19 protein-coding genes are annotated in these 17856 nt (G+C 59.6%); 8 read left to right on the top strand and 11 right to left on the bottom strand.

Going from position 1 to position 17856, the window contains the following annotated elements:
• Nucleotides 1-4 precede the first annotated feature (4 nt).
• From cysB to MUM_RS0127095, 5 genes are all read right to left on the bottom strand, one after another.
• A complete protein-coding gene (gene cysB, locus MUM_RS0127075) occupies nt 5-979 on the bottom strand; it encodes an HTH-type transcriptional regulator CysB (protein WP_010176165.1) in 975 nt (324 codons plus the stop codon).
• 104 nt (nt 980-1083) lie between these two features.
• On the bottom strand, nt 1084-1584 hold the full coding sequence (locus MUM_RS0127080; protein ID WP_010176167.1) for a universal stress protein: 501 nt from the start codon (nt 1582-1584) through the stop codon (nt 1084-1086).
• Between the two features lie 63 nt (nt 1585-1647).
• Nucleotides 1648-2565, bottom strand: a complete 918-nt coding sequence (locus MUM_RS0127085) for a 5'-nucleotidase (RefSeq protein ID WP_010176168.1) — start codon at nt 2563-2565, stop codon at nt 1648-1650.
• Nucleotides 2566-2580: 15 nt separating this feature from the next.
• Nucleotides 2581-3543: a putative 2-dehydropantoate 2-reductase gene (locus tag MUM_RS0127090; protein WP_010176169.1), complete on the bottom strand. Its 963-nt coding sequence runs from the start codon at nt 3541-3543 to the stop codon at nt 2581-2583.
• On the bottom strand, nt 3540-3932 hold the full coding sequence (locus MUM_RS0127095; RefSeq protein WP_010176170.1) for a hypothetical protein: 393 nt from the start codon (nt 3930-3932) through the stop codon (nt 3540-3542). The genes MUM_RS0127090 and MUM_RS0127095 overlap by 4 nt, the downstream gene beginning before the upstream one ends.
• Here MUM_RS0127095 and MUM_RS0127100 point away from each other — a divergent pair.
• Entirely contained in the window at nt 3931-4365 is a 435-nt protein-coding gene (locus tag MUM_RS0127100; protein WP_010176171.1) for a PilZ domain-containing protein, read from the top strand. The genes MUM_RS0127095 and MUM_RS0127100 overlap by 2 nt on opposite strands.
• Before the next feature lie 133 nt (nt 4366-4498).
• Nucleotides 4499-5575, top strand: a complete 1077-nt coding sequence (locus tag MUM_RS0127105) for a 3-deoxy-7-phosphoheptulonate synthase (protein ID WP_003218719.1) — start codon at nt 4499-4501, stop codon at nt 5573-5575.
• Nucleotides 5576-5688: 113 nt separating this feature from the next.
• On the opposite strand, the gene MUM_RS0127110 is transcribed toward MUM_RS0127105, so the two are convergent.
• Nucleotides 5689-5970 carry a GNAT family N-acetyltransferase gene (locus MUM_RS0127110; protein ID WP_003189869.1) on the bottom strand — a complete coding sequence of 94 codons (282 nt, stop codon included), beginning with the start codon at nt 5968-5970 and terminating at the stop codon, nt 5689-5691.
• A gap of 626 nt (nt 5971-6596) precedes the next feature.
• Here MUM_RS0127110 and oprI point away from each other — a divergent pair.
• Complete coding sequence (oprI, locus tag MUM_RS0127115; protein WP_003172710.1) at nt 6597-6848, top strand: outer membrane lipoprotei OprI; 252 nt, start codon at nt 6597-6599, stop codon at nt 6846-6848.
• Between the two features lie 132 nt (nt 6849-6980).
• On the opposite strand, the gene MUM_RS0127120 is transcribed toward oprI, so the two are convergent.
• The 3 genes from MUM_RS0127120 to MUM_RS0127130 all read right to left on the bottom strand — a co-directional run bounded on the left by MUM_RS0127120 (nt 6981) and on the right by MUM_RS0127130 (nt 8979).
• Nucleotides 6981-7949 (bottom strand): L,D-transpeptidase family protein, encoded by a 969-nt coding sequence (locus MUM_RS0127120; protein WP_010176177.1) that lies wholly within the window; start codon nt 7947-7949, stop codon nt 6981-6983.
• Between the two features lie 72 nt (nt 7950-8021).
• Nucleotides 8022-8315, bottom strand: coding sequence for a hypothetical protein (locus MUM_RS0127125; protein ID WP_003218723.1), 294 nt, complete (start codon nt 8313-8315; stop codon nt 8022-8024).
• A gap of 58 nt (nt 8316-8373) precedes the next feature.
• Nucleotides 8374-8979: an arylesterase gene (locus MUM_RS0127130; protein WP_010176178.1), complete on the bottom strand. Its 606-nt coding sequence runs from the start codon at nt 8977-8979 to the stop codon at nt 8374-8376.
• A gap of 10 nt (nt 8980-8989) precedes the next feature.
• On the opposite strand from MUM_RS0127130, the gene MUM_RS0127135 reads away from it, so the two are divergent.
• Nucleotides 8990-9673: an ABC transporter ATP-binding protein gene (locus MUM_RS0127135; protein ID WP_010176179.1), complete on the top strand. Its 684-nt coding sequence runs from the start codon at nt 8990-8992 to the stop codon at nt 9671-9673.
• Nucleotides 9673-12183 (top strand): ABC transporter permease, encoded by a 2511-nt coding sequence (locus MUM_RS0127140; RefSeq protein ID WP_010176180.1) that lies wholly within the window; start codon nt 9673-9675, stop codon nt 12181-12183. The genes MUM_RS0127135 and MUM_RS0127140 overlap by 1 nt, the downstream gene beginning before the upstream one ends.
• A gap of 46 nt (nt 12184-12229) precedes the next feature.
• Here MUM_RS0127140 and greB read toward each other — a convergent pair whose 3' ends face one another.
• Both greB and MUM_RS0127150 read right to left on the bottom strand, forming a co-directional pair.
• Complete coding sequence (gene greB / locus MUM_RS0127145; protein WP_010176181.1) at nt 12230-12703, bottom strand: transcription elongation factor GreB; 474 nt, start codon at nt 12701-12703, stop codon at nt 12230-12232.
• A 159-nt stretch (nt 12704-12862) separates the two neighbouring features.
• Nucleotides 12863-14065: a hypothetical protein gene (locus MUM_RS0127150; RefSeq protein ID WP_010176182.1), complete on the bottom strand. Its 1203-nt coding sequence runs from the start codon at nt 14063-14065 to the stop codon at nt 12863-12865.
• A gap of 320 nt (nt 14066-14385) precedes the next feature.
• On the opposite strand from MUM_RS0127150, the gene MUM_RS0127155 reads away from it, so the two are divergent.
• The 3 genes from MUM_RS0127155 to MUM_RS0127165 are packed head-to-tail and all read left to right on the top strand — an operon-like array spanning nt 14386 to nt 17855.
• Entirely contained in the window at nt 14386-15312 is a 927-nt protein-coding gene (locus MUM_RS0127155; RefSeq protein WP_010176183.1) for an ABC transporter ATP-binding protein, read from the top strand.
• Entirely contained in the window at nt 15309-16034 is a 726-nt protein-coding gene (locus MUM_RS0127160) for an ABC transporter permease (protein WP_010176184.1), read from the top strand. The genes MUM_RS0127155 and MUM_RS0127160 overlap by 4 nt, the downstream gene beginning before the upstream one ends.
• A 15-nt stretch (nt 16035-16049) precedes the next feature.
• On the top strand, nt 16050-17855 hold the full coding sequence (locus MUM_RS0127165; RefSeq protein WP_029616123.1) for a Gldg family protein: 1806 nt from the start codon (nt 16050-16052) through the stop codon (nt 17853-17855).
• Nucleotide 17856 lies beyond the last annotated feature (1 nt).

Raw genomic sequence — 17856 nt, forward strand, 5'->3', positions numbered from 1 at the left:
CCGATCAGTGAACCGGCAGTTCAACGCCGTCGAACAGCTCTTCCAGTTCCTGCTTGTTGTGGCACTGGATGGCCTTGGCCATGACTTCGCGCGTAAGGTGCGGCGCAAACTTCTCGATGAAGTCGCACATGAAGCCGCGCAGGAAGGTGCCACGACGGAAACCGATCTTGGTCACGCTGGATTCGAACAACTCGCTGGCATCGAGCACCACCAGGTCGCTGTCGAGCTTGGTGTCGACCGCCATTTTGGCGACGATGCCGACGCCCAGGCCCAGCCGCACGTAGGTCTTGATCACGTCGGCGTCGGCGGCGGTGAACACCACTTTCGGCGTCAGGCCGCGGTGGCTGAAGGCTTCGTCGAGTTTCGAACGGCCGGTGAAACCGAATACGTACGTCACGATCGGGTATTCAGCCAGGGCTTCCAGGGTCAGCTTCGGCAGCTTGGCCAGCGGGTGACCTTGAGGGACCACCACGCAGCGGTTCCAGCGGTAGCACGGCATCATCACCAGGTCGCCGAACAACTCCAGGGCTTCGGTGGCGATGGCAAAATCGACGGTGCCGTCTGCGGCCATCTCGGCGATCTGCATCGGCGAACCCTGATGCATGTGCAAGGCCACGTCCGGGTACTGCTTGATGAAGCTGCTGATCACCGGTGGCAGCGCGTAACGTGCCTGGGTGTGGGTGGTGGCGATCGACAGGGTGCCCTTCTTCTCGTTGGAGAATTCCTGGGCGATCTGCTTGATGCTTTCGACCTTGCGCAGGATCTCGCCAGCGGTGGTGATGATGCGCTCACCGGCCGGGGTGACGCGGGTCAGGTGCTTGCCGCTGCGCGCGAACACTTCAACGCCCAGCTCGTCTTCGAGCAGGCGGATCTGCTTGCTGATACCGGGTTGCGAGGTGTAAAGGCTTTGAGCAGTAGCGGAAACGTTGAGGTCGTGGTGCGCCACTTCCCAGATGTAGCGCAGTTGTTGAAGCTTCATATGTGTCCCTCAAAGCGGATAGACGCCACGGGTATCAGCGACGGTATATAACTATATTAAAGGTTAGACGGATAAATCTAGAACTTTTTATCGTTTTCTACCAATCACACGTCATCACTGCGTCGACGCTGCAACAGCGGCACCAGGTACACCGGCACCTGAGACAGCTGCAACACCCGTGCGGCGGTTCTCCCCAGGGGTGTCGCCACCCCGACCGCCTGGCTGTGACTACCTACGATCAACAAATCCACGGAGAGTTTCTGCGACTGGTCGAGAATCACTTCGCAGGGATCGCCCTGGATCACTCGCACCGAACGGATCAACTTGAGGTCCTGCTCCCCTTCCCCCAACTCCTCGCGAAAACTGTCGAGCACCCGTTGTTCGATGGTTGCCATCACCGTGGTCAGCCCCTGGCTTTGCCATTCACTCAAGGCCCGCTCATCAAGGTAGCTCTGCAACACGGATTCGGCGAACAGCCCGATGGGCTCGACCACATGAATCACATACAGATCAGCCTTGAACGTTCGTGCCAGCGCCAGGGCATGTTGCATCACATAAGGCGCGTACAGACCAAGGTCCGTGGCGTACAACATCGAACGAATCATAGAACCTCCTGGACAGCCAGGATGGCGGAGATTGATTCAGCTTAGCAGCGCCTTTGGCAGTGCTCAGCCCTCGGTCTGAATTTTCAACTCGTTACTGATCCCATGGGGGACGTGCCCGGTGGCCACGAACTCCCTGGCCTTCTCGCAATGCCCTTCCTGGTCATCGAAAAACACATCGGCGGCAAAGGCTTCGAGGAACGCCGACTTTTCGAGGCCACCGAGAAACAGCGACTCATCGAGACGGATATCCCATTCGCGCAGCGTGCGAATCACCCGCTCGTGGGAAGGTGCAGAACGGGCGGTCACCAGCGCGGTACGGATCGGGCAGGACTCGTCGGGGAACTCACGCTGCAACAAATTGAGCGCCGCCAGGAAACCCTTGAACGGACCGCCGCGCAACGGCTCGCGTGCCGACTCCCGCTCGCTGGCCTGGAAGGCTTCCAGGCCTCCCGATTGGTAGATGCGCTCCGACTCGTCGGAAAACAGCACCGCGTCGCCGTCGAAAGCGATCCGCAATTCAGCGCTGGAAGCCCGCCCTGCGCCGCCCGACAAAATGGTCGCGGCGGCAAACCCGGCATCCAGGGCGCTGCGCACATCTTCGGCATGGGTGGACAGGAACAGGTGGCAACCAAACGCGGCCAGATAAGGATAAGGACTGCGCCCGCCGACGAACGCGGCGCGGGAGATGTCCAGGCCGTAATGCTGGATCGAATTGAACACGCGCAAGCCGGTGTCGGCACTGTTGCGCGATACCAGCACCACCTCGACCCGGGCACGGCCGAGGCTGGCGTTGAGGCTCAGGAGTTTCTTCACCAGCGGGAAGGCGTCACCGGGCTCGAGGGTTTCTTCCTCGTGGTCGATCTGGTACTTGCGATAGGCCTCGACCCCTTGTGCCAGGTAAACCCTGTGGCTTTCGCTCAGGTCGAACAGGGCCCGCGAAGAAATCGCCAGCACCAGTTTGTCGCCCAATCCCTTTGCCATGTGTGTTCCCCCGAATCAGCGGTTATGCCGATCAATAAAACTCAAGGCCTGGTACAGCGCCTGCATGCGTGGCAATTCACAATCCGCCGCCTTTGCGGCAGCCAAGGGGCGCGCGTAGATCGCCGCCAGCTCCAGCGGGCGCTTGTGCACGTAATCGTGATACATGCTGGGCAGGTAGTCATCCATGCTCTCGGTCATGGTGAACATCTGCCCGGCGTAACTGGCGGGGATTTCATGCCCGCACGCGTGGGCACCCTGCACCACTTCGGCCATCAGCGCCTGGATCAGTTCGCGGCTGGACTCATCCGCCATCATCGCCGTGGTGCCGGTGCCAAACAATACCGAGAGACCGTTGTACGGCACGTTCCACACCAGTTTGTGCCAGCGGGCCTGATGCACGTTGGCCATGGCCTGGGAATCGATGCCGGCCTGGTGAAACAGTGCAGCGCCTGCTTCGACAATCGCCTGCCGGTCGGCGTCATCGTTTGCTACTGGGCCACTGTGGTAACCCAGGTTGACCCGGCCCAGCGCCTGGTGCTCGACAATTCCCGGCCCGGAGCGATGCACGCCGATGTAGCACAGGCCACCCAGCAAGTGCAGCGACGGCGGCAGGTGTTCGCGCAGGCTGTCCTCTACGTCGAGGCCATTTTGCAGGAGGATGACTTTGGCGTCCGGGGCGGCGATCTGCGCGATGGTCGGGGCCAGTTCGACATTGCCCGTCGATTTGGTGCCCACCAGCAGCCAGTCGCATGGCGGCATATCTGCGGCGCGGGCATAGGCCTGCACCGGGTGAAGGTGCACCGTTCCGTGGATCGTGCTGTTAAGTTGCAGGCCGCGCTCGCTGACCGCCGCGTACTCGCTGCGCAACAGGAAATGCACATCGAAGCCGGCACGCGCGAGCATCAGACCGTAGAAGCCACCAATGGCCCCGGTGCCGATAATCCCGATCCGTGGCGACTGCTTTGTTACGTCAATCATGGCAACTCCTCTGGAATTCGTTTGAGCGCCTGCTGCACACCCTGAGTCAGGTCGCCGGCGGTCAGACGCGTCAATGACGCTAATATTCCATGGAATTTGCCGTCACACACCACAAACAACGCCGGCAGATGAAAGATCTCGTAGCGCTCCACCGCGCCACCATTGTGACCTGCATCCACCCAGCAGACCCGGTCCACCGGCAAGTCCCAACCCGGCAGTTGCTGGTGCAGGAAGCGGCAGCGCGAGCATCCGTCACCGGTAAACACCAGCAGCGAGGTGCCCGGAAGCCCCAACAATTGCTGGTCGATATCCAAATCGGTAAGGTGCAGTTCTTTCACTATACTGCTGCCACCGCCGTCAACTGGACGGTGCTCGGAGTCCGTGTGCATGGGTCGTTTCTTTCCTCACCCTGATGATGTCGCTGTCGAATTAACCCAACGTCCCATTTCCGGCATTTCCCGCCAACGGCTGCACACTATCGGCCTGGGCGGCGTCGCTTGCAATTACCCCCGCGCCTGGCGCCAGGGCACGGCCATCGAGATGCACATCCCTTCACTGGGCCTGACGGCCCGCTATCCGGGCTACGTAGCCTGGTGCCGCAAGGCTGAAAACGGCTACCGCGTCGGCATTGCCTTTACCGATGAGCAGGCCTTGTTCGGTGCACGGATGGGCGAGCAAGTGTGCCAGATCGAACGTTACTGCCGGCTCAACGAAGGCGCCATGCCGACACCCCGGCAGAGCGAAGCCCTGGCCCGCGAATGGGTCACACGCCATGCCAGCGAGTTCTCCCATGAGGCTTTTGTGCAGGCAGCGCTGGATTAAAGCGGCCTTTGCCCATTGTCTCCCAGCCTTGTAACGCGCTAAGGTTCCGCTCCCCGCTGCACTTAAATCATGCTGTGCTCCGCCGCACGGGGATCGCTGGCGGCCGGCACCCGTGACCCTGACGAGTAACACGATGGCTGATTTACCGATCAACGACCTTAACGTCGAATCCAACGAGACCCTGATCACGCCCGATCAGCTCAAGCGCGAAATCCCCCTGAGCGACGCTGCCCTGCAGACCGTCACCAAGGGCCGCGAAGTCATCCGTGAGATTCTCGACGGCACCGACCACCGCCTGTTCGTGGTCATCGGGCCGTGCTCGATCCATGACCTCAAGGCTGCCCACGAATACGCCGAGCGCCTGAAAGTGCTGGCGGCGGAAGTGTCCGACACCTTGTATCTGGTGATGCGCGTCTATTTCGAGAAACCGCGTACCACTGTCGGCTGGAAAGGTTTGATCAACGACCCGTACCTGGACGACTCGTTCAAGATCCAGGATGGCCTGCACATCGGTCGTCAATTGCTGCTGGACCTGGCGGAAATGGGCCTGCCGACGGCAACCGAAGCCCTTGACCCGATTTCCCCGCAGTACCTGCAAGACCTGATCAGCTGGTCGGCGATTGGTGCGCGCACCACTGAATCCCAAACCCACCGGGAAATGGCTTCCGGCCTGTCCTCGGCGGTCGGGTTCAAGAACGGCACCGATGGCGGCCTGACCGTGGCGATCAACGCCCTGCAGTCGGTCTCCAGCCCGCACCGTTTCCTGGGCATCAACCAGGAAGGTGGCGTGTCCATCGTTACCACCAAGGGCAATGCCTACGGTCACGTGGTGCTGCGCGGCGGCAACGGCAAGCCCAACTATGACTCGGTCAGCGTGGCCCTGTGCGAACAGGCGCTGAACAAGGCGAAGATCAAGCCGAACATCATGGTCGATTGCAGCCACGCCAACTCCAACAAAGACCCGGCCCTGCAGCCGCTGGTAATGGAGAACGTGGCCAACCAGATTCTGGAAGGCAACCAGTCGATCATCGGCCTGATGGTCGAGAGCCACCTGAACTGGGGCTGCCAGGCGATTCCAAAGGACCTGGCCGACCTGCAATACGGCGTATCGATCACCGATGCCTGCATCGACTGGTCTGCTACCGAGACCACCTTGCGCAGCATGCATGCCAAGCTCAAGGACGTCTTGCCCAAGCGCCAACGCGGCTGAGCAAAGACTGCGGACACAAAAACGCCGGGCTAAGCCCGGCGTTTTTTTTTGATCGTTCCCTCGCTCTGCGTGGGAATGCCGCCTGGGACGCTCCGCGCCCCGCCTTACGCTACTCAGAGCTTCGCGGCATGGCGCTGGTGGCGCTCCATGTAGCGCTCCACGTAGGAGCAGGACGGGATCACCGTATAACCTGCCTCTTCGGCAAACTTCAACGCTTCCTCGGTGAGCGCGGCAGCGATGCCACGGCCTCGCAGCGCGTTGGGCACGAAGGTGCGATAGATATCCAGGGTCTGCTTCCCAAGGTCCATATAGGTCAGATAGGCACGATGACCGTCCACATTGGTCTCGAACTGATGACCAGCCTGGTCATGGTGGATGGACAACGCCTCGCTCATCACTACTCCTCGCGGGTCTTGGTTTCTGACCCCTACCTTACCGATGTTTTTCCGGCGAAGGAACATCTACGCCACCCGGTGCCGGTTTCGACAACGAGAAAAGCCGCCAGTGCCTTGCACTAGCGCTCACAACCAGCCCACGGAAATAGTAGGCACCAATCGCGTAATTGCTCAAGGCGCACTCGTCATCCTTCTGCGCTGGCGGACATAGAAAGGGCGATCGAGCATCCTTAGGTCGATGGCCTGAACATTGCCGGCAGTTGAAGCTTGAGACGAACACCCGCTCTTAAAGTCACCTCTACATGCACAAAAGATACCGAGGGGCGAAAAGACAATCTGAACAATAGTGTCGGGGACGATATATAAAATGACTTATGTTTACATGGCTTAACACATGCCAGCCGGCCCTTTCAGGCTGGATCCAATCCCCGGCAGAGTGCAAAAATCTGGATAATTTTTATACAGACTCTCAAAAGATTAGCCAAAATAGATTGGCCGCGAGAATTTTTTTTGCTTCTTGCGCTACGTCAGTTTACTTACTACAAGTAATGGGTAGTATGTACGCCGGCTATTAGCTCACTCTGAGAAAGTAGCCATTTAATAGAAAGTCCTTGAAGGGGAACACGATGAACAACGTTCTGAAATTCTCTGCTCTGGCTCTGGCCGCAGTTCTGGCTACCGGTTGCAGCAGCGTCTCCAAAGAAACCGAAGCTCGTCTGACTGCAACTGAAGACGCAGCAGCTCGCTCCCAGGCTCGTGCAGACGAAGCCTACCGTAAAGCTGATGAAGCTCTGGCTGCTGCTCAAAAAGCACAACAGACTGCTGACGAAGCTAACGAGCGCGCTCTGCGCATGCTTGAAAAAGCAAGCCGCAAGTAATAATCCTTCGGGGTTGTTATCAAGCCGATCCATTCTTGGATCGGCTTTTTTTTGCCTGGAATTTGGCTGACGTCCGGGCAATAAAAAACCCGCTACCGCGCAAGGCGATAACGGGTTATGGCGCCTGCAGGCTTATTGCTGCAGATCGACCGGCGTGCTCGACACCATCGGCGCCCCGCCCGGCACACCGATTTCAGTCGGCAAACCGTCTTCGGCGGCAACGACATCACGCACCTGGTCCCAGTTGACCCGCAGGTTGCTGGACAGGTCTTCACGCTTGAGCAAGGCGTTAATCACCGCAGTGTGCTTGTCGACCACCGATGGAGTGCCGTCGTCGTTCAGCGGCGTATGGGCTTCCAGATACACCTTGCCACCGGCTGCGCCGAACTTGTACGCATCGTTGATGATCCGCACCGACGTGCCCACCGGCACCATGCTGGCCATTTCCAGCACGTTGTTGTTGAACATGCGGAAGCAGCCGTGGCTGGTGCGGGTGCCAATGCCGAACTTCATGTTGGAGCCGTGGATCAGGTAACCCGGTGTGCCCAGGGTGAACTTGAACGGCCCCAGCGGGTTGTCCGGGCCGGCCGGCACCACGTTGGGCAACGGGTCGCCATTGGCGGCGTGCTCGGCCTTGATCGAGGCGGGCGGGGTCCAGGTCGGGTTCGGGATCTTGCCCGTGATCGTGGTGTGGGCCACCGGCGAGCCCCAGCCCTCACGGCCAATCCCCAACGGGAACGTGTACACCACGTTCTGGCCCTTGGGGTAGTAGTAGAGCCGGTATTCCGCCAGGTTGATCACGATGCCCTCACGCGGGCCCGGCGGCAGGATGAAGCGCGTCGGCAGCACAATCTCGGTACCCGCCCCCGGCAACCAGGCATCGACGCCCGGGTTGGCCGCGACCATCTCCGAATAACCCAGGTCGTAGGTCGTGCCCAGGTCGGCGAAGGTATCTTCGTACTTGGCCTTGATCACCTGGACCTGGCCAACGATATCTTCACCCGGTGGCGGCAAAGGCAACTGCAAGGCTGCGGCGGAACCGGCCGCGCAGAGCGCAGCAAGAGACAGGCAGCAGGTGACGACGGAGAGGCGCGACAACATCCGGGAATTCCTTCGCAGATCGACGGGTAGTAAAAAATGGATTGTACACGGCTGCCCGGCGGGCACCCATATTCAAAGTTCGAAGCGCAGCTCTGGCCAGATCGGCGGTGTGCCGCGCTTTTGCGACTCCAGGATCGCCCGGCACAAGGGGCACAAACGCTGGTCCTGGAAGATCGAGCGATCCACCGACGACCAGCGTGGCTGAGCGGGCAATAACGTACCGCAGAGGGTACGGTCGATGGACCCGCCCAACTCCAATTGACGCGTCACCAGATGCACCCGGACTTCCTGGCAGGCGAACAGATCCAGCTGCTCGTCAGGCTCGATCAGTTGGTAGGCAAACAGGGACCAGGCAGGACGCGACATCGGGGGCTCCAAATCGGGGGGGCGCCACCTTAGCCGAAAGACCGCTGCTAGAAAAGCGTCATAGCAGTGGTTTTAGCGTTGGCCAGACATTTTCCAGCAACTTGCCCTGCGCGCCAACTGCCGGGTGCAATTGGTCAGCCTGCATCAGCTCTGGATGGCCGCCGATACCTTCCAGGAAAAACGGCACCAGCGGGACGTTTTTTTCCTTGGCCAGGGCCCCGTAAACCTCGGCAAACGCGGTGGTGTATTTAGGGCCGTAATTGGGCGGCAACTGCATGCCCAACAACAGCACCTTGGCACCACTGGCTTTGGACTGGTCGATCATCGATGCAAGATTTTGTTTCAATTGCGCAGGTGGCTGCCCACGCAAGCCATCATTGCCCCCCAGCTCAATGATCACCAGGTCGGGCTTATGCTCTGCAAGCGCCGCCGGCAGCCGCGCCAGACCTCCGGCACTGGTGTCGCCGCTGATGGAGGCGTTGACCACTTTATCGTCGAAACCTTCGCTCTTGAGCCGTTGTCCCAACAACGCTACCCACCCTTTGCTGGTATCCAGCCCGAAACCGGCACTGATACTATCGCCAACGATCAGGACTGTACCCGCCGCTGCGTTCTGGGCCATGCACATCAAGGCCAGGCCAGCACTCAAAAACCACATTCGCATTGGATTCTCCATGGGCGCAAGCATTCTCACCGCGCGAAACCTTAGCAAAGTGGTTCCCAGCGCGGAAGGTGAACTGACTATCCTGCACGAACTGAGCCTGGAACTGAACAAGGGCGATAGCCTGGCTATCGTCGGCGCCTCCGGCTCCGGCAAATCCACCCTCCTCGGCTTGCTGGCCGGCCTCGACCTGCCCAGCAGTGGCGAAGTCACCCTCGCCGGGCAAGCCCTGAGTACCCTCGACGAAGATCAACGCGCGCGCATCCGTGCCGAGCACGTAGGGTTTGTGTTCCAGTCCTTCCAGTTGCTCGACAGCCTCAATGCGTTGGAAAACGTGATGCTGCCGCTGGAACTGGACGGCCGCAAGGACGCCCGCGAACGCGCCAGACACCTGCTCGAGCGCGTCGGCCTGGGCCAGCGCCTGACCCATTCGCCGCGCCAGCTCTCGGGCGGCGAGCAGCAACGGGTGGCGATTGCCCGGGCGTTTGCCGCCGAACCGGACGTGCTGTTTGCCGATGAACCCACCGGCAACCTCGACAGCCACACCGGCGAGCGCATCAGTGACCTGCTATTCGAACTCAACAAAGAGAGCGGCACGACCCTGGTGCTGGTCACCCATGACGAGCGCCTGGCCCACCGTTGCCGCCGCCTGATCCGTCTTGAAGCCGGCCTGATGGTCGCGCCCCTGGAGCCTTGATGGCACGTTTGCCGCTGTTGCGCCTGTTCAGCCTTGCCCTTCGCCAGTTGCTGCGCGATGCCCGCGCCGGCGAACTGCGCGTGCTGTTCTTCGCCCTGCTGGTGGCTGTCGCCGCCAGCACCGCCATCGGTTACTTCGGGGCTCGCCTGAACGGCGCCATGATGTTGCGCGCCACAGAGTTCCTGGCGGCCGACCTGGTGCTGGAAGGCAGTTCACCCGCCCGCACCGAGCAAATCCAGAGCGGTACCGAACTGGGCCTGCAGCACGCCCGGGTCGTGGAGTTCTCCAGCGTGATTGCCACCGACAACGGCATCCAGCTGTCCAGCATCAAGGCGGTCAACGAGGAGTATCCTTTGCGCGGCGAGCTGAAGAGCGCCGCCGAGCCCTTCGGCGAGGAAACTCCCGGAGGTGGCCCCAAGCCCGGTGAAGCCTGGGTGGAAGCACGGCTGCTGACGGCACTGAACCTGAAAATCGGCGACAGCATCGACGTCGGCATGAAGACCCTGCGCCTGGCCCGCGTGCTGACCTACGAGCCGGACCGAGCCGGCAACTTCTATAGCCTCACGCCCAGGGTGATGATCAACCTGGCCGACCTCGATGCCACCGGCGTGGTGCAGCCCGGCAGCCGCGTCAGTTATCGCGACCTCTGGCGCGCGCCGCAGGGCGGCACTGTGCTGCAAACCTATCGCGACCTGGTCAAGCCCGGCCTGGCGGCCAACCAGCGACTGCAGGATGCACGCGACGGTAACCAGCAGATCGGTGGCGCCCTGGGCAAAGCCGAGCGTTACTTGAACATGGCCAGCCTGGTGGCGGTGTTGCTCTCCGGCGTGGCGGTAGCGCTCTCGGCGAACCGCTTCGCCAGCCGGCGCTTTGATGCCAGTGCCTTGCTGCGCTGCCTCGGTTTATCGCGGCGCGAGACCATGCTGCTGTTCAGCCTGCAACTGACCGTACTGGGGCTGCTGGCCAGCCTGACCGGCGCCCTGCTCGGCTGGCTGGCGCAGTTGGGCCTGTTTGCGCTGTTGCATGACCTGCTGCCAGCGGACGTTCCGCCCGGTGGGTTGCTGCCAGCCATCGCCGGGATCGGTACCGGGCTGGTGGCCCTCGCCGGTTTCGCCCTGCCGCCACTCGCCGCGCTGGGACGCGTGCCTCCGCTGCGGGTACTGCGACGTGACCTGCTGCCCATCCCTTCCAGCACCTGGATGGTTTACGGCGCCGCGTTGTTCGCCCTGGGCCTGATCATGTGGCGCCTGAGTCTCGACCTGGTGCTGACGTTCGCCCTGCTGGGCGGCGGAGTGATTGCCGCGCTGGTTCTCGGCGGCCTGCTCCTGCTGCTGTTGCAGAGCCTGCGACGCCTGCTGGCCCGGGCCTCCCTGCCCTGGCGCCTGGGGCTGGGCCAGTTGCTGCGTCACCCACTGGCCGCGGCGGGCCAGTCCCTGGCGTTCGGGCTGATCCTGTTGTCCATGGGCTTGATTGCATTGTTGCGTGGCGAATTGCTCGACACCTGGCAAAACCAGTTGCCCAAGGACGCGCCCAACTATTTCGCCTTGAACATCCTGCCCGCCGACAAAGACACCTTCGGCGGACGCCTGCTGGAACTGCAGGCGCAGTCTGCCCCGCTGTATCCGGTGGTGCCGGGGCGACTGATCAGCATCAATGGCGCGCCGGTGCAGGAGATCGTCAGCAAGGACTCCAGCGGCGACCGTGCGGTACAGCGGGACTTGAGCCTGACCTGGGCCGCTGACCTGCCACCAGGCAACACGCTGACGGCGGGCTCCTGGTGGACAGCGCAGCCGACCGACGAAATCCCCGGCGTCTCGGTTGAGGCGAAGGTCGCTGATAGCCTGAAACTCAAGCTCAACGATCATCTGGTATTCACCGTCGGCGGGGAAAACCGTGAAGCCCGGGTCACCAGCCTGCGGGAAATCAACTGGGACAACTTCCAGCCCAACTTCTTCATGATCTTCCAGCCCGGCACCTTGAAGGACCTGCCGGCCACCTACCTCACCAGCTTCTACCTGGCGCCCGGCCACGACCAGCAGATCGTCGACCTGTCCCGGGCCTTCCCGGCAGTGACCATCCTGCAAGTGGAGGCACTGCTCGAACAACTGCGCAGCATTCTGGCTCAGGTCACCCTGGCGGTAGAGTACGTGCTGTTGTTCGTGCTGGCAGCGGGGATGGCGGTCTTGTTCTCCGGGCTACAGGCAACCCTCGATGAGCGGATTCGCCAAGGTGCCCTGCTACGGGCGCTGGGGGCGGAACGCAAGTTGCTGGTCAAGGCCCGGCGTATCGAGTTTGGTCTGTTGGGTGCGGTCAGCGGCCTGCTGGCGGCGCTGGGCACGGAACTGGTGACGCTGGTGCTGTATCGCTATGCGTTCGACCTGGCCTGGCACCCGCACCCCTTGCTGTTGCTGCTGCCGGTGATCGGCGCGGTGCTGATCGGCGGGGCCGGCGTATTCGGCACTCGCCGCGCGCTGAATGCCAGCCCGTTGACGGTACTGCGCGAGGGCTGAAAACGCAGATGGCCCGCGCTCTTCAAAGCGCGCGGGCCATCCGTTGCTACTTCACATATTCGATAGCGGTGATCCACCAGCACACTTCGCCGGTTGGGGTCTGCACGAGCGCCTCGTCATCCACTTCCTTGCGCAGCAGTGCGCGAGCCATGGGTGAGTCGATGGAGATGTAATCCATACGCTCATAAATCTCATCGTAACCCACGATGCGAAAACGCTTGGTCTCGCCCTGCTCGTTTTCAATCTCTACCCAGGCGCCGAAAAACACCTTGCCTTCCTGCTCGGGCATGTACTCAACCACGCGCATGTCTTCCAGGCGCTTGCGCAAATAGCGCACCCTGCGGTCAATTTCCCGCAGCAGCTTCTTGTTGTACTGGTAGTCGGCGTTTTCGCTCCGATCCCCCAGGGAAGCGGCCCATGTCACTTTACGGGTGGTATCAGGACGCTTTTCTCGCCACAGGTAATCAAGCTCCTTTTTCAGGGCTTCATGACCTTCTTTGGTAATCAGCTTGGTGCTCAAAAGCTCTACATCCCCTGGAAGTTTCCATTTTTCAGACCCGCTGCCGCATCAGGTGCAACGCATTCAACGCCCAATGCCGACTGTGGGGGTCGATGATAAATGAACACAGGAAAGTAGCCAGACCCGCCGACGCATTCCGGTGCCGGGACCGGCACAGTGTCAGTCTGCATCCGACTGAAGCAGGCGACTTTCAGGCTGGCTGCGTCCAGTCTCATTCAGCCACGCGAGAGACTCATCCAGGGTTTGCAATGCAACCCTCAGGTTGTCCCGCAGGACAGGCAACTGAAACAGTGCGGCCGCCAGCTGCTGCTCCTTGTGACGAACGTCCAGGTCACGGTTGTGCAACTGGGTTTCCTGGCTCTCCAGATAGCGCATACGCTCGTCGATTCGACGCTGCTCCGCCCGGTTTAACGCCGAGCCGTCAGCCAGTTCTTCCTCACGAGTGGCCAGCGTGCGCGCCAACAACTCCAGCGACGCTTCTTTTTCGGCAACCCTCTCGGCACTCCGCTGGCTCCCCTGCTCGATGTCTGCCTTTTCCTGACGCAGTTCCAGGCGTAACTGCTCAAGCGCTTCCTCCTGCCTGAGCACGGTGAGCTTTTGCTGAGTCAACTCCTGCGCCACTCGGGCAAGATTGGCCAGCGTATCGTCCACTTCAAACAACGAAGCCGACTCTGGCCGGGCAGGTTCAGGTTGGCGGGCTGCCGGCGCCTGCGGTGGAGCGGCGACCACAGGTGCCTCGGCAAGTGCTGGCGGTGGCAACTCAACGAGTGGCTCGGCTATCTCAAACACTTCCATGGTTGCCTGGGGCGCCGGTTCGGGCACGGGTGGCGCATGCTCCGAGTGTTCCGCCGCCCTTGGAGGAGAAACCATCCTTGAGGAGAAACGAATCGACGGCACGATCAATGAACTGCTTTCGATGGCGGGCAAACCGGGCGCCGAAGTGCCCAGGGTAATCACCTTCATCACCAGGGATTTCTTGATCGTCAGCGAGTGATGATCTTCGGGCCTGGCGGGGGGCAGCTTGCAACCTTTCAGATCGACGAAATGATAGGGAATCGGCGTCTCGCCGGTGCTCGCGGACTTTGCCCCGGGTGCAGCGGCGAGCGTCAGGATTTGCTTGAAGACTTGGGTCGCTATTTGCAGATCTTCCCTGGAGTCTATCGCCCCCAGAAAGTACCGTTCGGACTTTTTACGTAACGCCGCAATATACACCCGTGAACTACCGGGCTCCGTCTCTTCATCCAGACTATAGGCAAGGAAGTTCGAAGCAATCTGAGCCACTGCAAAACCACACAGCAGGGCACCGTTGACCGGTGCATCATGCCCGGACTGTTCAAGAACAAGGGTACGTAGAAGCAGCATGATGATCAGGCTCCATTAAAAATTGGCGGACTTCGAATACACGCCAAATAAAAGACGACAGTAATTGAAGCATTAAAAACATAACAATTGTTTCAGCGAGCTATCGCTTGGCACGTAGGACTTATCTTATTCAGGCGTTTCAGCGTTTCCAAGACTGCCCATTGAACGTACCATTTTTTAACAGTACGACACTGGACACGCGCCAATCATAAAGATTTCAAGTTTTGACTTTTCGAACATCCACAACCTGCTGCTCAAGCAGGTTAATCGAGGCATCGAATTAATCGCGCCTTGCCATATCCATTCACTAGAAAAGCATAATGATCGAGATAACGAGCCTGACAAAAAAGATGGGCGGAAAAAGCATCATTCATGATTTTTCGTTCAACGCCCAACCCCAGGAATGCCTGGGACTATTTGGAAATGATGGCGCGGGAAAAACAACTGTCATCAAAATGATTTCAGGCTCGATCGCACCCTCTTCAGGTCATATAAAAATATTCGGTAATGATATAGCCCACAACCCTCTCCAGGCGAAGAAGGTGACAGGCTACCAGCCAGAGTCATTACTGACCCACAACGCAATGAGCGTGAAAGGCTTTCTTGAGTTTATCGCTGGAGTACGCGGATTCCATGGCGCGCAAAAGCGCAAAATGATTGACCGGGCGGTCGCACGGCTGGAGCTTTGGCGGATACTCAAATGCCCGATCGGAACCCTCCCGCCAGGCTTGAAACGCAAAGTAGCGATCGCGCAGGCAATCTTGCATGACCCCAGCCTACTGTTGCTTGATGAGCCAACGGAAGGACTGAGCGCCGACCAAAAACACAAAGTCAGAATGCTCATTAAGTCGTTGAACGACGAAATGACGATCATTGTGGCGTCCCGAACGCCTGAAGAGCTGACCCGCATTTGTAACAGGGCCCTGGTAATCGCCGACGGTCGCCTGGTGGCAGACACTTCCTTGCCCGAACTGCAGCGCAGCTCCCGTCATTACCAGGCGGTGACCCTTGCCGCAGACACGCCGCTGGACCTGCTCGCCCTGGCGGTGTTGCCCGGGGTCGCCGGTATCGAGCAAGACCGCGAGACCCCCGGCACAGTGACCGTGCTCGCCATACCGGGGCAAACCATTTACCCCCATATCAACGCACTGATCACTCACCGCCGCTGGAAAATCAATGCCCTGAACCTGGAGACCGGGCGTTTGGACGAAGTGGTCAACCATATGAGCCAGGAGGCATCAAATTGAAACGTCTACCGGTCATATTCAAGCGTCAACTTGCCAGTTACTTTTCAACCCCCGTCACTTATCTGAGCACGGCAGCATTCCTGACAGCAGCCACTGCATTTGGCTTCCATACAAGCCAGCTACTGGAGCAAGGCAGTGTTGACCTGCTGGTTTTTTTCCAACTGCACCCCTGGCTGTATTTACTGTTGGCGCCAGTGCTTGCCACTCAACTGTGGGCGGACGAGCACAACACGGGTGCCATGGACTTTCTAAAGACCCTGCCGGTCACTGGCTTCGAAATGGTTGCCGGTAAATTTCTGGCAGCCTGGGTCGTTTCCGGAATTGCCTTGTTGCTGACCTTCCCCTTGGTTATCACGGTTAACTACTTGGGAACTCCAGACAATACCGTTATCGCCTCCCAATACCTGGCAAGTTGGCTATTAGCCGGAAGTTATCTGTCGGTGGGCTGTTTTATCTGCACACTGACCCATCACCGGGTGGTGATATTTACAGTAACCCTGGGCTTGCTGCTGGCCGCCAGTGGGTTGTCATCGATTCTTGATGCCATTGAACACCAAGCCCCCCTCTGGCTTATTGACCGGATTATTTCCCTGAGCCCATCGACGCGATTCGATGCCATTGACCAGGGTGTTCTGGCTCTTCAGGACAGTTTGTACTTTATCAGCCTGATCGTAACCTTTCTCGCTGCAACGATCATCGCCCTGAATGTCAGAAACGGTTGAGAAGGACACATGACGATGAGAACGCCACTAAGCGCCAGCCTCACAATTCTCACCCTATTGCTGCTCTTTCTTGCATTTAACCTGGTATGGGCACTTAAGCTTCCGAATATACGGCTGGATTTTTCAGAACAAAAAATTCATACACTCTCCGCGCCTGTAGAGACACTACTCACCTCACTGGAACAGCCAGTCGACCTGTACTTTTTCAACTCCAGCAAACATCCGCAAAGAACCAACTCGCTGGAAAGTTACAGTAACCGTGTGGAGTTACTGCTCAGGGAGTATGAAAAATTCGCAAAGGGCAAAATCAACCTGCACCTTATCGACCCCACCCCTTTTTCAGAGGATGAGTACAAGGCCAGGCTACTGGGACTTGACGACCAACAAGGGTTCTTCGGCCTCGTCGCAAGCAGCGCCGATCATGGGCCACACAGCATCGAGTCATTCAGCCCGGACCGGGAATCACTGCTGGAATATGAAATCAGCCATCTGATTCATAAGGCGACTCACCCCGAGCAACCCGTCATAGGCCTGATATCCCGGCTGCCAATGGAGGGTGAGCGGGACGAGCGCAACGCCGTGAATACGCCTGCCTGGCAGCTGCTTCAAGAGATGCGCCGCCAATTCAGGATCGTCACGCTGGAGCCAGGTATCGAGAAGATTCCCGAACACGTCAAAACCTTGATGGTGGTTCACCCCGGCAAACTGCCTGATCAAACCTTGTACGCAATCGATCAGTTTGTGCTGGGCGCAGGCAAATTGATGATGTTTATCGACCCGCTAACCGGCCTGGACGCCAGCCTCACAAGCCCGGAAAACCCCAGGCTGGAAGCATTGCTGAGCGCTTGGGGCATCCAGATGTCGACGAACAAGGTACTCGCCGATCGCAACTATGCCACCTCAGTGATCATGACCACCGGCCAGCCAGCGGTGCGCCACCCCGCTGCGCTGACCCTGCCCCGCCAGGCGATGGCACAGGATGACATCAGCACCTGGAAACTGCGCAGCGTGAATGTCTTGAGCAGTGGCGCACTGGCTCCCGCCAAAAAAAGCCGCATGACCTTCACTCCACTGCTCCAAAGCTCCGGGCAAGCGGCGCTGTTTGATGCCGAGCGCTTCGCCCTGCCAGCACCGTTTGATTCACTGAACAACGAGGCAACCGCTCGCGGCCAGCAACAGGTGATTGCCGCCCGCGTCGAGGGGCCTGCCTATTCCGCTTTCCCTGAGGGGATCAACGGGCGTGATGCCAGCGTGCAAAAGTCTGCGAACATCCATGTCGTGGTGGTCGCCGACACCGACCTGCTCAGCGACCGAGTGGCAGGAATGGGCCCAGGCAACCGCACGATTAGCGGAGCGTCGTCCGATAACGCGATGTTTGTCTTGAACACCCTGGATAACCTGGCGGCGCCCGATGCCCTGATGAACGTTCGCCCCCGCGCAGGCGGCGGTCGATCACTGCAGGTGCTGCAGGCAATGCGCGAAGACGCTGCACAGGCCTACCGGGAAAAATCCGTCGAACTGGTGCAACGCCTGGAGCAAACGGAAAAGGAATGGCAATTACTGAACCCCCGCACCCTTTCGCCAGGAGTCCAGGCGGTCACCTCCAACGTACTGCTGCAGGCACTCAACAAGGAACGCTTGCGAGTGCCCATGGAAATTCACGCGCTGAAGGTTCAGGCATACGCACAGGTTCATGCCCTGGAGCGCAAGATTAAGCTGCTCAATATCCTGCCGATACCGCTGATACTGTGCCTGATTGCGTGGGGTATGTTCCTGGTTCGTCGCCGTCGCCAGCACTTGCCTTCAGCGGCGTTTTACTGAG

This window comes from Pseudomonas sp. PAMC 25886 (genome assembly GCF_000242655.1).
Taxonomy (GTDB): domain Bacteria; phylum Pseudomonadota; class Gammaproteobacteria; order Pseudomonadales; family Pseudomonadaceae; genus Aquipseudomonas.

Excerpts from the sequence above, each read along its gene's own strand:
- MUM_RS0127100 (WP_010176171.1), top strand. The coding sequence starts at position 3,931 with ATGGGTCGTTTCTTTCCTCACCCTGATGATGTCGCTGTCGAATTAACC.
- MUM_RS0127110 (WP_003189869.1), bottom strand. The coding sequence starts at position 5,970 with ATGAGCGAGGCGTTGTCCATCCACCATGACCAGGCTGGTCATCAGTTC.
- MUM_RS0127125 (WP_003218723.1), bottom strand. The coding sequence starts at position 8,315 with ATGTCGCGTCCTGCCTGGTCCCTGTTTGCCTACCAACTGATCGAGCCT.
- MUM_RS0127130 (WP_010176178.1), bottom strand. The coding sequence starts at position 8,979 with ATGCGAATGTGGTTTTTGAGTGCTGGCCTGGCCTTGATGTGCATGGCC.
- MUM_RS0127090 (WP_010176169.1), bottom strand. The coding sequence starts at position 3,543 with ATGATTGACGTAACAAAGCAGTCGCCACGGATCGGGATTATCGGCACC.
- MUM_RS0127140 (WP_010176180.1), top strand. The coding sequence starts at position 9,673 with ATGGCACGTTTGCCGCTGTTGCGCCTGTTCAGCCTTGCCCTTCGCCAG.
- cysB (WP_010176165.1), bottom strand. The coding sequence starts at position 979 with ATGAAGCTTCAACAACTGCGCTACATCTGGGAAGTGGCGCACCACGAC.
- MUM_RS0127120 (WP_010176177.1), bottom strand. The coding sequence starts at position 7,949 with ATGTTGTCGCGCCTCTCCGTCGTCACCTGCTGCCTGTCTCTTGCTGCG.
- MUM_RS0127105 (WP_003218719.1), top strand. The coding sequence starts at position 4,499 with ATGGCTGATTTACCGATCAACGACCTTAACGTCGAATCCAACGAGACC.
- MUM_RS0127165 (WP_029616123.1), top strand. The coding sequence starts at position 16,050 with ATGAGAACGCCACTAAGCGCCAGCCTCACAATTCTCACCCTATTGCTG.
- MUM_RS0127085 (WP_010176168.1), bottom strand. The coding sequence starts at position 2,565 with ATGGCAAAGGGATTGGGCGACAAACTGGTGCTGGCGATTTCTTCGCGG.
- MUM_RS0127150 (WP_010176182.1), bottom strand. The coding sequence starts at position 14,065 with ATGCTGCTTCTACGTACCCTTGTTCTTGAACAGTCCGGGCATGATGCA.
- MUM_RS0127155 (WP_010176183.1), top strand. The coding sequence starts at position 14,386 with ATGATCGAGATAACGAGCCTGACAAAAAAGATGGGCGGAAAAAGCATC.
- MUM_RS0127080 (WP_010176167.1), bottom strand. The coding sequence starts at position 1,584 with ATGATTCGTTCGATGTTGTACGCCACGGACCTTGGTCTGTACGCGCCT.
- oprI (WP_003172710.1), top strand. The coding sequence starts at position 6,597 with ATGAACAACGTTCTGAAATTCTCTGCTCTGGCTCTGGCCGCAGTTCTG.
- MUM_RS0127095 (WP_010176170.1), bottom strand. The coding sequence starts at position 3,932 with ATGCACACGGACTCCGAGCACCGTCCAGTTGACGGCGGTGGCAGCAGT.
- MUM_RS0127135 (WP_010176179.1), top strand. The coding sequence starts at position 8,990 with ATGGGCGCAAGCATTCTCACCGCGCGAAACCTTAGCAAAGTGGTTCCC.